The sequence below is a fragment of the Bacillus sp. J41TS8 genome (genome assembly GCF_018333035.1).
Taxonomy (GTDB): domain Bacteria; phylum Bacillota; class Bacilli; order Bacillales; family Bacillaceae; genus Bacillus; species Bacillus paralicheniformis.
In genome coordinates this window covers 1-11,985 of the sequence record NZ_BORF01000003.1, presented here as the reverse complement: position 1 = coordinate 11,985, position 11,985 = coordinate 1, and the positions used below count along the sequence as shown (strand labels likewise).

The window sequence follows — 11,985 nt, the reverse complement described above, 5'->3', positions numbered from 1 at the left end:
TTCTTATTTAAGATCAATCGAATCTTTCAAGGCTATGCCCTGCTGTTTCGCGACATAAGCCGTTGTCATATCCGTTACCCAGCCCCTGAGAAAGTTTGTCACAATCCCGACCAGAAGATAGCGGAGAGCAAGCTCGGTCGTTTCATGCCCCAGCGTCGTAATTCCTGCGGCAATCCCGAGGAAAACAAATAGCTCGCCCGGATTCACGTGCGGGAAAAGTCCGTTATGCGTATGACAGGAATAGGATGCAGCCGCATAATAGCTCGGTTTGTATTTTTCAGGCAAGAACCTGCCAAGCGACAGCGTCATTGGATTTGCAAGCATGAACGTACCAATGACAGGCAAAAGCATGTATCTCGTTAATGGATTTTTTCCCGACTTTCTCGCGAGCGCTTCAACGCGCTTTTCTCCTATCAGGCGTATGAGGGCATTCATGGCGACAAGCAGCATAATCAATAAAGGAACAATGTCTGTAAGCATACTGACAAACACTTCTCCGCCATGTCTGAATAAGTCCATAAACTTTTCCGCAAGCCATGTTACGTTTTTCATAATTCACCTCTTTTTTTGATTTGAAAGCTCATCAGTTTTTGAAGCCGTGTTTTCTTCTGCGGGACATCACCCCCTTTCGTGATGATGTCGAATGTTTTCAAGGCATCTTCAATTGCGAGCCGTGTGAGGCGGTCGTGCCGGGCAAGCTCCGCTTGTCCGATTTTCAGCAAATACTTTCCTTCAAACCCTTTTAAAGGCCTGATTCTTGAAAAGACGGTGACGCCTTGCATTTTTGACGCCTTCAAAATTTTATTGCGCTTGTCAATGACAAACAGGACGACCGTTCCGGCTCTGAATAAGCCGGTCTTCCTTCCGACCGCGACTCTTCCCATACGTCTGTATGCGGCGAATGTTCGGTTGAAATGCCTGATTTGCAAAAAACCAAAAACGCTTTGGAGAAGCCATGCAGCTCCAAGGGCGATGATAAAGTAAATGATCATGATTGGTTTCTTACCTCCTCGGCAATTTCTCTTGCTGTTTCGGCAGTTGTCACCAAAATATTAATATAGCGGCCTTTTGCAGCCCCGATAATAGAAGGGACTTTTTCATGGGATTCGGCAAGACCGATGGAATACTCCAAATTCTTTAACCGGTTGATGTCTATCGCGATGGTTCTGTCATGAATCTCTGTTTCTACCAATGCACCCGAATGATCAAAGAAACGCGAGCATATATCTCCGACCGCCTGTTTTTCTTCAAGGCGCTCGATATCCTGATCGCCGTAAAATCCGGTCCAGATCATATTTGAAGAACTAAGCGGCGCTCCGATCCCGACGGCTGCCACGGTAAGGCCGTTCCACAGACTTTCTATTTTTTTGAAATAGTGGGACTTGACGATTTCCTCTTTCGTTTCTTTTTTTTCGACAACGGCTGCCGCGTCTATAAAGTAGGGCGTACCTCCAAAGTCACCGGCAATGCTGTAGACGATGCTGTTCACGTGATATTTCGTATCCATGGCGCCCGGACCGCCGACAAGCGGCACGAATGAAGCGCTCCGTTTTTTGACGCCGTGAAACTCCCCGATCATTCCCGCCATCGTCGTCCCCCATGCGAAGCCTACCGTATCTCCGTCTTTCACGACGCGTTTTAAGATTTCTGCACCGGCTTTGCCGACGAGTTTCTTCTTGTCTTCAGCTGTTTGTTCCGGTTTTGCGTCGCATATGTACACTTCTTTAAGCCCGAGCAGCTGTTCGAGCTCCCGTTCCAAATCATAGTGTGTCCCGATATGGTCATCGATCGTGATTTTAACGATTCCTTCCTCGCGCGCTTTTTTCAGCATGCGTCCGACGGTTGTTCTGTATATCCCTGTTGCGTTTGCAATCTGGCTCTGTGTCATATCCTCTTCGTAGTACATTTTGCAGACTTTGATCAGAAGGCGTTTATCATCCTTCATTTCCATAAGATCACCCTTTACCTTTGCACATTTGTGCAAACATTGATCATTTGTTGTTGTATTCGCTTACATTATACATACGGAATTTTTGGGCGTCAATTTAAATTTGTCTATTTTTTGTCTAAAATAAAAAAACCGGTCATTCAAAACCGGTTATACAGGGGGATATAATAGAGGATATTGATTGATTCTTTTTAAAGAAAGGCGTTTGCAGAAGGAGTTTTACGGTTTAAGCTTCCGCCGGCTCATGGGCTTTTCGGCTTTCTCCCAAAAATCTGACTGATCGGGCGACAACTTCTGTAGTAAAGACGCGTTCGCCTTCTGAATTGACGTATTGGCGGGTCTGGATTCTTCCGCTCAGCCCGATGATGGAGCCTTTTTCGCAATATTCGGCTGTGTTCACGGCAGTTTTGCGCCAGAGGGTGCAATTGACAAAGTCCGCTTCAATTTCGCCTGCTGCATTTTTGAAAGGCCTGTTGACAGCCAGTGTCACATTTGCAACAGGGACACCGTCAGAAGTGTACCGAAGTTCGGGATCTTTAGTCAAACGCCCGACCAGCATGATCTCATTAAACATTTCGTCCCTCCCTTCCTGTTCGGGTATCCCCAGTTTATAAGAGATCGGTATTTAAGCAAAATCCTCATAAAAGAAAAATAACCCGGAAAAAACCCGGGTTCACGTCATAATTTTTGTTTCTTTCTGCCATTAATTAAAAAAATCATCTCATTGTTATTTGAGAAATACGTATTTTTCAGAAACTGAAAAAAAACAGGAGATGCCAGCCACCGCTCTGAGTATACGCGGACATATGAGCCCCCGTCCCAAGCATACAAACGGAATGACAACTCTTTCTGTTTAATCGTTACTTGAAATTCGTATATTTCCATTCTGTCTTTTGTTTCATAGCGAAACACGATGCCTTCATTGGCATACGTGCTGATTTCGTGCTTTTTGTTCCCGGCTGAAAAGCAAATCATAGGCATATATTGACGGCAGTCAGCAGCTGGATTGCTTGCGATCACAAATACTTCTTTTAAGTAAAAATGGTTCATAAGTCACCTCCCGCTCAATATCACCTAAAGTATAAATAAAAATAAAGCATTATAAAATACTTTTTGCAAAATTTAAAATACGAATATGCTCCTATTGCATAAACAAACCAGGGTCAAGAGTTCTTCCAAGCGAATGTGCTATAATGGTTATACAACTATGGAAGCTTGTGAGGTGATACTAGTGAAAACCTTTAGGCTTATTGATTTAAAAATTGTCCGCCAGGATGAAACATCAAAGCGGCTCGAGGAGTTCCCGCTGATCGACGGCCTTATCATTAATAAAGAAGACGGAGAAAACCACTGGATGGTTGAGGGGCTGGTTTCGAAAGAATACCGGTATTTTTTCGAATACCTCCTTCAGGAAGGCAAAGAAGTGAAAACATATGTAACGATCACGAAAAAAAGCAACCGCCCCGCACAGCTGTTAGCGAAGGTCAAAAAGATCACGGTACTAGGCGAGCATGTTTCCGTCTTGTTGGACGGCAAAATGGTCAGCTCAAAGCTGAGGAAAGGCTCCGACAAGATTTTGGAAGATTTAATGAAAGAAGGATATTCCGGAGACCGGCTTCTTGAAGCATTTAAACAAAATATATAGAAAAGGCTGTCTTCGCCGGACAGCCTTTTCGCTATAGCTTTAAGAGCGTTTCGTCTGCTCTTTTAACAAATCCCGTATTTCCTTAAGCAATTCTTCCTGCGGATCAGGAGCAGCTTTTTCTTCTTCGGCATCCTTCTTCTTCAGCTTAGAGATATAACGGATAAATAGAAAAATGGAAAACGAAATAATAAAGAAATTGACGATCGACTGAATGAACAGCCCGTATTTAATTTCGGCATCAACAAATGTGAACGACAGCGCTGAAAAATCCAGGCCTCCTAGCAGAAGACCGAGGAGCGGCATCATTAAATCATTGACAAGCGAAGTCACGATTTTTCCAAAGGCGCCTCCTATGATGACCCCGATTGCAAGATCGATTACATTTCCCCGAATCGCAAAGCTTTTAAATTCTTTCCACATGTATGATCACCTTTTCGCTTTTATGATAAAAAAACAAAATGGGCTTTTACGAAAACCCATTTTGCTACATTATTCCTGTTTTTCGCCAAGAGAAAACATCAATTCGGCTTCACAGACCACTTCTCCGTCCACTTTCGCGACTCCTTTTCCTTTGCCGATGGACCCGCGGAAACGAAGCACTTCAAGCTCAAGATGAAGCTGATCGCCCGGTTTGACCTGCTTTTTGAAGCGGCAGCTGTCAATTCCCGCAAAAAACGCGAGCCTTCCGCGGTTTTCTTCCTTCATCAAAAGCGCCACGGCACCCACTTGCGCAAGCGCTTCAACAATCAAAACGCCAGGCATCACCGGATAATCCGGAAAGTGTCCGTTAAAGAATTCTTCATTTACTGTCACATTTTTATAACCCGCGGCCCGTTTTCCTTCCTCTACTTCTGTCACACGGTCTACCAGCAGAAAGGGATAGCGGTGGGGAATGATTTCTTTAATTTGCTGAGCATCAAGCATCGCCTTGACATCTCCTTTTTCGAAAAATATGTATAGAATGATATGTCAGTGCCTTATTCTGTACATCTGGAAGTATATTATGAAACGGAATCTTTTTCAACAAAAGATGAGAGACAACGCTGAAAATAAAAAAGAGCCTGAACCAAACGTCGTTTGGCCGGCTCCTGTTTTGCTGTGCTAGCGAACTGAATTGATCAGCCCCATCATTTGATCGCCCATCGTGATGGCGCGGGAATTCATTTGATAAGACCGCTGCGAAGAGATCAGGTCGGTCATTTCCTTCGATACATCGACATTTGATGATTCGAGGAATCCTTGTTTTAGAGAAATGTCCTGCCGCCCGGCTCCGTTCAGATTGATAAGAGCCGTTGCTCTCAATTCATCGCTGACAGAAAAAAGATTGCTTCCTTCCTCTGTTAGAGCTTGAGGTTTGACAGCCCGGACGATTCCCAGGTTAAAACGCAACGGCGCTTCACCCTGATTGTCTGAGGAAACGGTGACACTTCCCGAATCGTCGACTTTGATGTGTTTATAGCGCTGGTTGAAGCGGATGGGATTTCCGTTTTCGTCAAGAACGGCATGCCCTTCTTTCGTCACCAGCTGCATCTGGTTGGCGTTTCCCGCCGCAGGCGTCAGGTAAAATGCTCCGTCTCTTGTATATTGCACTTCCCCGTCGACATTGACCTGGAAGTACTGATAAGGAGAAGTCAGTGCGATATCAAGATCGCGGCCCGTCTCCTTAAGGCTTCCCTGTTTATGTGTCAGCCGGTCGGTCATGACGGCTCCGACGCCGAGCCGAAGTCCGGGCGGCGTCTTTCTGCTTGCCGCAACTTCATTATTTTTCTCGTTTACCTGTTCAATCTGCTGCCTGATCAGCTCCGAAAAGCTTGTGTTTTTCGCCTTATATCCCGTTGTATCGGTATTTGCAAGATTATGGCTGATATTATCAATTTGTTTTTGCAGTTCAAACATTGTGTTTGAAGCCGTGATCATGGACCTAAGCATCGTTTTTCCACATCCTCCATTTACGCTGATCGCGATCGGTCATTATCCGATCCTTCCAATCTCATTGGCCGCCTTTTCCATGCTTTTATCATAAGCCTGTAGAACTTTTTGGTTGGCTTCAAACGAGCGGTAGGCAGCGGTCATTTCCGTATAGGCTCTCGTTACGTCGACATTCGACCGTTCCGTCATTCCCTGCTTGACAGAATAAGTGACTTCGGGATTGCCGACTGCGCTTGGCAGCGCCTCACCGTTTTCAGTACGATACAGATCATCGCCTTCTCTTGCTAAATTTCTCGTATCGAGCGCGATCCTGACATCGATCCTTCCGAGATTTTGGCCGTTTTCAGTCACCGTTCCGTCCTCAGCGACTTGAAAATTCTCGCTTCCCACCGTAATCGGCCGGTTTTCCGTTGAAAGGACGAGTCGGCCGTTTATTGTCAATTGATTGTTTTCATTTAAAGAAAAACGGCTGCTTCTTGAATAGCGTACATCCCCATTTTCAAGCCGGACCGTGTAGAAAAGCGCTGCTTTATCGTTTGTTTCCCCGTTGACCGGAACTTCGGTTTCGCTGATTGCAATATCTGTCGGCGCATTCGTGCTTTGCAGATCGCCTTGCGAGAATTGAGGCTTCAGTTCCTGCATGTATACCCCTGTATTGATAGAACCGATCGGCGTCTGTGTTGAAAACGAACGCGAAGCGCTGCCGGCCTTGACAGAATCGGATTCAATCCGGCTCAAAAGCATTTCCGGAAAAGAACGGATTGACCCTTGGTCTTCTTTATATCCCGGCGTATTTGCGTTCGCGATATTATTCGTCAGCATCTCTGTGCGGCGCTGCTGGGTGATCATTGCTGAAGTCGCTGTATAAAGTCCTTTTAACATCATTTCACCTCAAATAAGTGTCATGCTCCAGAGTTTCTCTCGAAAAAACCTCTTTTGCGAAAGGCTTGCAATTTATATTTGCTAATACAGAACATTTGTTCTATAATGGTATTCAAACATACTACTCTTTTTATCGGCAGCCATTCGGTTCCTTTAAAGCATTTCACATAAAAAACCTCATTCTAAAAAAGAATGAGGCTTCTGATCAGCTCAGTTTGCGCTTAGGAAGCTTGTCCATGTTATCAAGCATGACACCCGTACCGACTGCCACACAATCCATCGGATTTTCGGCAACGAGAACCGGCACTTTCAGTTCTTCGGCAAGAAGCTGGTCAAGACCGTTTAACAATGCGCCGCCTCCTGTAATGATAACGCCTCTGTCGATAATGTCGGCTGACAGCTCAGGCGGCGTTCTTTCGAGCACCTGCTTGGCAGCCTGTACAATGACAGATACAGATTCGCGCAGCGCTTCTTCCACCTCTTTGCTCGTTACCGTAATGGTTCTCGGCAATCCTGTGACCATGTCGCGGCCGCGGATGGAAATTTCCTCGTGACGTGCGTCTGGGAAAACAGTTGCGACTTTAATCTTAATGTCTTCGGCTGTCCGTTCGCCTATGAGCAGCTTGTACTCGCGTTTGATGTAGTTCAAGATTTCAAGATCAAACTTGTCCCCAGCCATTTTAATAGAAGAGGCGGTGACAATATCGCCCATTGAGATGACTGCGATATCTGTCGTTCCACCGCCGATATCAACTACCATGTTTCCGCTTGGCTGGAAAATATCCATTCCCGCTCCGATTGCGGCCACCTTAGGTTCTTCCTCCAAATAGACATGCTTTCCGCCGCTTTTTTCGGCAGCTTCTCTGATAGCCTTCTGCTCCACAGAAGTAATATTTGTAGGGCAGCAAATCAGCATGCGCGGCTTTGAGAAAAGACCTTTTACATTCAGCTTGTTAATGAAATGCTTCAGCATGGCTTCCGTTACTTCAAAATCGGCAATGACGCCGTCTTTTAATGGACGTATCGCAACAATATTCCCAGGTGTACGTCCTACCATTCTCCTTGCTTCTTCACCGACAGCGAGCACTTTCCCATTGTTTTTGTCAAGAGCAACGACTGATGGTTCATTTAAGACAATACCTTTTCCTTTGACATGGATCAGCACATTCGCTGTACCAAGGTCAATACCAATATCCCTTGCAAACATCTATCTATATCCTCCTCGAAATCTGTTTCACAGCAATGTCCACATTCTGCCCTAATTATATATTTTATCATAAATATTAGAAAAAAAAGAGAGCTTATTAAAGTTCTTCATAAAATTTTTGTGGCTTTTTACGGAGGATACCGGGAAATTCTGATAAACGCTGTTCGTTTCTGAGCCATTATTCCTTATTGCACGGGTTCTCTTTCAAAGATTTCCTCTTTCTTGTATTTTAGTTTTGTCGCTTCTCCGCCCCGCAAATGTCTGATTGATTTATGATAATCAAGAATTTCTTTTACTTCATTGGCCAGGTCAGGATTAATTTCAGGCAGCCTTTCTGTCAAATCTTTGTGAACGGTACTTTTGGAAACACCAAACTCCTTCGCTATCACACGAACCGTTTTTTTCGTCTCCACGATGTACTTCCCTATCTTGATTGTTCGCTCTTTGATGTAATCGTGCACACCACTCGACCTCCCTAAAATGGATGTGAGAAGTGTGAAATGAGATCCGTCTTGTGAAAAAATTCGCTATTTGCGCAGCTTCTTCGTTTTATGCTTTTCCAAGTAGAATTTTGAAATACTCCCACGATCCCTCACCTCAAACACTCTCTTTGTTAGGTTTGTATCAGTGTATTAGCATTTAAATGGGATTATGCTAAAAACTCAAGGAGGACAAGGGCCTTCTCTGATAATTTTATTTCGGGCTTCAAAAATTTTAACTTTACACTAATCCTGACTTCCGATAAAATGAGTAAAGTTTATTATTTACCTAGGTAACTATTTTGAAGGAGTCCGGGAATGGAACACATCAATCGAAAGATTATTCACCAGCTCAATCAAAGCACGCGGATGGTTGCGAAAAAAACGAATGAACAGCTCGAAGCGTACGGCCTTTACGGTTCACAATGGTCGATCCTATACTGTCTTCACACTTACGGACCGATGACGCAAAAAGACATATGGACTTACTTGCACGTCGAGGCGCCGACCGTGACGAGAACCGTCAGCCGCCTCGAAAAAAACGGCTGGGTTGAACGGATACAAGGCGATGACAAACGGGAAAAAGTCGTCAAAATGACAGAAGAAGCCAAAATTAAATATGATGACATTCAATTAAAAATGAAAGAATTTGAAGAGGAAATGCTTTCCGTATTTGAAGAACGGGATAAAAAAACACTTCAAAGGCTGTTAAATCAATTATTAGAAGGACATCAGGAGGAGTTGTAGCCTATGAAGCAAGCTGAACCCATTTGGACCAGGGATTTTATCATGGTCGTTTTGATCAATTTATTTATATTCGTCTATTTTTACGCACTGTTGACCGTGCTTCCGGTCTATGCAATGCAGGAGCTCGGCGGCTCCGAGTCAGAGGGCGGCCTTTTGATCAGCGGCTTCATGCTGTCCGCGATTTTTGCGAGACCGTTTTCGGGAGCCGTTATTGAACGTTTTGGCAAAAAAAGAATGGCGCTCATCAGCGTCGTGCTGTTTACTTTGGCATCATTTCTTTATATCTTCATTCATGATATCTACCTGCTGCTCGGCATTCGCTTTTTCCAAGGCATTTGGTTCAGCATCATCACGACGGTGACGAGTGCAATTGCAGCCGATTTAATTCCGCCGGCCCGCCGCGGAGAAGGTTTGGGCTACTTTGCCATGTCGATGAATTTGGCGGTTGTCATCGGTCCGTTTATCGCGTTGAACCTGCTGGATAAAATGAGTTTTTCCGATCTGTTTATTTTATTTTCAGGAATCGTCACTGTGGCCATCCTCTGCACGGCACTGGTCCGGATTCCTAAAGGAAGCGACATCCGTTCGGCCGTGTTCAGGTTGTCTTTTTCCAACATGTTTGAAAAGGGCGCGATTCGGATTGCCACGGTCGGATTGTTCGTGTCGTTTTGTTATTCAAGCGTCATTTCCTTCATCTCTGTTTATGCCAAATCTCTCGGCCTTATTGAAGCAAGCAGCTATTTCTTTATGGTGTTCGCGGTGACAATGATGATCACGCGGCCGTTTACGGGAAAACTGTATGATAAAGTCGGCCCTGGAGTCGTCATTTATCCGTCCATTATCATTTTTTGCGCCGGGCTTTTCCTGCTTGCTTTTACAAACAGCAGCGGGATGCTTTTACTATCCGGAGCTGTCATCGGCATCGGCTACGGATCTATCACACCGTGCCTTCAGACCTTGGCGATTCAGGCTTCGCCGCCTCACCGGAGCGGCTATGCAACGGCGACTTATTTTACGCTGTTTGATACCGGGATCGCAGTCGGATCCTATGTTTTTGGGTTGGTTGTGGCACAAGCCGGTTTTTCAAACATCTATTTATTCTCAGGCGTTTTTGTGCTCATCAATCTGTTTCTGTATACGTGGAGCCAAAAACCCGCACTCGCAAAGGAGAAGCGGGATATATCGATGGCTGAATAAGCCGTTCAACCTCGCCGGGCCGGGATTGCCCGGCTTTTTTCATGCAAGCTGATACAGGCCGATCTGTCATTTAATGAAACTTTTGCAAAATCAAATACGTCTCCTAACTGTCTGACCAAAAACTACTACTCTATTAAAAAGGTGATTTTTTGAACTATTGGCTATTTACACGCATTCATCAATTAGCAAACCACAACCACATCCTGGACAGCGCTATGATTTTGATTACAGAAAAAGCAATTTACATGTATGCGCTCATTTTGCTTTTAATCTGGATCTTCGGAAACCGTTCTTATAAAATGACCGTTCTTCAGGCAGGTGTGACGGGTATTCTCGGATTGGCGGCAAATTATTTGCTGTCATTGGTTTACTATGAGCCAAGGCCGTTTGTCGCTCATCATGTGGACGTATTGATTCATCATGCTGCCGACGCTTCATTTCCCAGCGATCATACAACCGGGGCGTTAGCCATTTCGATCGCATTTTGGCTTTATCATCGGAAAATTGGAACCTGCCTGATTGCTTTCGGGTTATTGACGGGCTTTTCCCGTATTTGGGTCGGACACCACTACCCTGTTGACGTTTTAGGCAGCATTTTGGTCGCTTTATTTGTATCACTCGTTATGTTTAGATTCTCAGCGTATGTGCAGCCGCTTTTTGAACGGATCATCTCACTCTACGAATCGATCTTGCGGAAATTGCGGAAAGCCGTATCCAGAACGGCATAAGAAAACACCCGAATCTCATGATTCGGGTGTTTTTCATTTCCTTAACCTTTTAAAGCTTCGGTTAACGGCGGAACAATTTGTTTTTTGCGGGATACAACGCCTTTCAGTGTCGCTGTGTTGTCTGACAATGTGACATTGAACGCTTTTTCCACTGCTTGTGCAGCTTGTCCTGAAGCCACAACAACCGAGTCGTTTGTTAAAATGTCGGTTACCACAAACACAAATAAATCCAATCCTTTTTCAGACACCACTTTTGCAAGTTCTGCGTCAACTTCCTCTTTGCGGGAGAGCACGTCGTTTGTATCGACAGTGTTAACTTGCGCGATCTCTACTTTATGGCTTCCCATCGTAAACTCTTTTGCGTCAAGAGAGAGAAGCTGAGGAATCGTTTTTGCGCTCAAATCAGCTCCGGCCTTCAGCATATCGAGTCCATAGCTGTCGGCATCAACGCCGGCAATCGCAGCCAATTCTTTTGCAGCTTTGACATCTTCGTCCGTGCAAGTCGGAGATTTGAATAAGAGGGAATCTGAGATGATCGCCGACAGCATCAATCCTGCGATATCTTTTTTAATTTCGACGCCGTTTTCTTTATAGAGCTTGTTTAAGATCGTTGCCGTGCAGCCTACAGGCTCTGCGCGATAATACAGAGGGTCGCTCGTTTCAAAATTGGCGATCCGGTGGTGATCGATGACTTCAAGCACGCGAACTTGATCCAGGTCATCGACGCTCTGCTGGCGCTCATTATGGTCAACCAGAATCACGCTGTCAGTTTCATTCGCAACAGTGTTCACAAGGCGGGGTACTTCTGCATTGAATTTCTCAAGCGCGAATTCGGTTTCGCCGTTGATTTCGCCGAGACGGACGGGTTCTGCGTCGATGCCGAGCTCCTTTTTTAATTCGGCATATGCAATCGCTGAACAAATCGTATCCGTATCCGGATTTTTGTGGCCAAAAATAAGTACTTTACTCATGATATAACTCCTTACTGTTGTTTTTATAGTAAGCTTACCTGACAATAAAAAAATCTGCAAATCTGTCACTTATTTTAATATGTACGAAGTGTTTTGTCATTTTAAAAATAAAAAAAGAGCCGTTCGGCTCTCAGCTTGTAGAGAAACCTATGTTTTTCTACAAGCTTTTTTGTTTTAAATGGTTTTGATGTGTTTTGTCATCTTTATAAAAGAAATAGAAAAAGTCCTCCCACACCCCTAGCCTAGCTTCGC

Annotated in this window: 16 protein-coding genes; 4 read left to right on the top strand and 12 right to left on the bottom strand. The window is 44.7% G+C overall.

All coding sequences use genetic code 11. From position 1 onward, the window contains the following. Positions 1 to 3: 3 nt before the first annotated feature. The 5 genes from srlA to KI350_RS05340 form a co-directional block, all read right to left on the bottom strand. Entirely contained in the window at positions 4 to 552 is a 549-nt protein-coding gene (gene srlA / locus KI350_RS05360; RefSeq protein ID WP_065644227.1) for a PTS glucitol/sorbitol transporter subunit IIC, read from the bottom strand. Further along, entirely contained in the window at positions 549 to 992 is a 444-nt protein-coding gene (locus tag KI350_RS05355; RefSeq protein ID WP_065644226.1) for a transcriptional regulator GutM, read from the bottom strand. Before KI350_RS05355 ends, srlA begins: the two co-directional genes overlap by 4 nt. Beyond that, on the bottom strand, positions 989 to 1,951 hold the full coding sequence (locus KI350_RS05350; RefSeq protein WP_065644225.1) for a sugar-binding transcriptional regulator: 963 nt from the start codon (positions 1,949 to 1,951) through the stop codon (positions 989 to 991). The genes KI350_RS05355 and KI350_RS05350 overlap by 4 nt, the downstream gene beginning before the upstream one ends. A gap of 223 nt (positions 1,952 to 2,174) precedes the next feature. Further along, positions 2,175 to 2,522 (bottom strand): single-stranded DNA-binding protein, encoded by a 348-nt coding sequence (gene ssb, locus KI350_RS05345; protein WP_065644224.1) that lies wholly within the window; start codon positions 2,520 to 2,522, stop codon positions 2,175 to 2,177. 104 nt (positions 2,523 to 2,626) lie between these two features. After that, entirely contained in the window at positions 2,627 to 2,998 is a 372-nt protein-coding gene (locus KI350_RS05340) for a hypothetical protein (RefSeq protein WP_020453205.1), read from the bottom strand. Between the two features lie 181 nt (positions 2,999 to 3,179). Here KI350_RS05340 and KI350_RS05335 point away from each other — a divergent pair, with 181 nt between their 5' ends. Beyond that, positions 3,180 to 3,593 carry a YwpF-like family protein gene (locus KI350_RS05335; RefSeq protein ID WP_020453206.1) on the top strand — a complete coding sequence of 138 codons (414 nt, stop codon included), beginning with the start codon at positions 3,180 to 3,182 and terminating at the stop codon, positions 3,591 to 3,593. A gap of 39 nt (positions 3,594 to 3,632) precedes the next feature. Here KI350_RS05335 and mscL read toward each other — a convergent pair whose 3' ends face one another. The 6 genes from mscL to spoIIID form a co-directional block, all read right to left on the bottom strand. Beyond that, on the bottom strand, positions 3,633 to 4,013 hold the full coding sequence (gene mscL, locus KI350_RS05330) for a large conductance mechanosensitive channel protein MscL (protein ID WP_020453207.1): 381 nt from the start codon (positions 4,011 to 4,013) through the stop codon (positions 3,633 to 3,635). 69 nt (positions 4,014 to 4,082) lie between these two features. Then, the gene (gene fabZ, locus KI350_RS05325) at positions 4,083 to 4,517 is read right to left on the bottom strand and encodes a 3-hydroxyacyl-ACP dehydratase FabZ (protein ID WP_003185902.1); all 435 of its coding nucleotides are present in this window, start codon (positions 4,515 to 4,517) and stop codon (positions 4,083 to 4,085) included. Between the two features lie 177 nt (positions 4,518 to 4,694). Continuing rightward, a complete protein-coding gene (locus tag KI350_RS05320) occupies positions 4,695 to 5,522 on the bottom strand; it encodes a flagellar hook-basal body protein (protein ID WP_023857130.1) in 828 nt (275 codons plus the stop codon). A gap of 42 nt (positions 5,523 to 5,564) precedes the next feature. Next, on the bottom strand, positions 5,565 to 6,404 hold the full coding sequence (locus KI350_RS05315; RefSeq protein ID WP_065644223.1) for a flagellar hook-basal body protein: 840 nt from the start codon (positions 6,402 to 6,404) through the stop codon (positions 5,565 to 5,567). A gap of 205 nt (positions 6,405 to 6,609) precedes the next feature. Next, positions 6,610 to 7,611 (bottom strand): cell shape-determining protein Mbl, encoded by a 1,002-nt coding sequence (gene mbl, locus KI350_RS05310; protein ID WP_003185909.1) that lies wholly within the window; start codon positions 7,609 to 7,611, stop codon positions 6,610 to 6,612. Positions 7,612 to 7,796: 185 nt separating this feature from the next. Continuing rightward, positions 7,797 to 8,072, bottom strand: a complete 276-nt coding sequence (gene spoIIID / locus KI350_RS05305) for a sporulation transcriptional regulator SpoIIID (RefSeq protein ID WP_003185911.1) — start codon at positions 8,070 to 8,072, stop codon at positions 7,797 to 7,799. A 336-nt stretch (positions 8,073 to 8,408) separates the two neighbouring features. Here spoIIID and KI350_RS05300 point away from each other — a divergent pair, with 336 nt between their 5' ends. The 3 genes from KI350_RS05300 to KI350_RS05290 all read left to right on the top strand — a co-directional run bounded on the left by KI350_RS05300 (position 8,409) and on the right by KI350_RS05290 (position 10,762). Next, positions 8,409 to 8,837 carry a MarR family winged helix-turn-helix transcriptional regulator gene (locus tag KI350_RS05300; protein ID WP_065644222.1) on the top strand — a complete coding sequence of 143 codons (429 nt, stop codon included), beginning with the start codon at positions 8,409 to 8,411 and terminating at the stop codon, positions 8,835 to 8,837. Between the two features lie 3 nt (positions 8,838 to 8,840). Beyond that, positions 8,841 to 10,034 carry an MFS transporter gene (locus KI350_RS05295; protein ID WP_065644221.1) on the top strand — a complete coding sequence of 398 codons (1,194 nt, stop codon included), beginning with the start codon at positions 8,841 to 8,843 and terminating at the stop codon, positions 10,032 to 10,034. 149 nt (positions 10,035 to 10,183) lie between these two features. Next, the gene (locus KI350_RS05290; RefSeq protein WP_065644220.1) at positions 10,184 to 10,762 is read left to right on the top strand and encodes an undecaprenyl-diphosphatase; all 579 of its coding nucleotides are present in this window, start codon (positions 10,184 to 10,186) and stop codon (positions 10,760 to 10,762) included. A gap of 41 nt (positions 10,763 to 10,803) precedes the next feature. Here KI350_RS05290 and KI350_RS05285 read toward each other — a convergent pair whose 3' ends face one another. Further along, positions 10,804 to 11,733 carry a manganese-dependent inorganic pyrophosphatase gene (locus KI350_RS05285; protein WP_065644219.1) on the bottom strand — a complete coding sequence of 310 codons (930 nt, stop codon included), beginning with the start codon at positions 11,731 to 11,733 and terminating at the stop codon, positions 10,804 to 10,806. Positions 11,734 to 11,985: the final 252 nt, after the last annotated feature.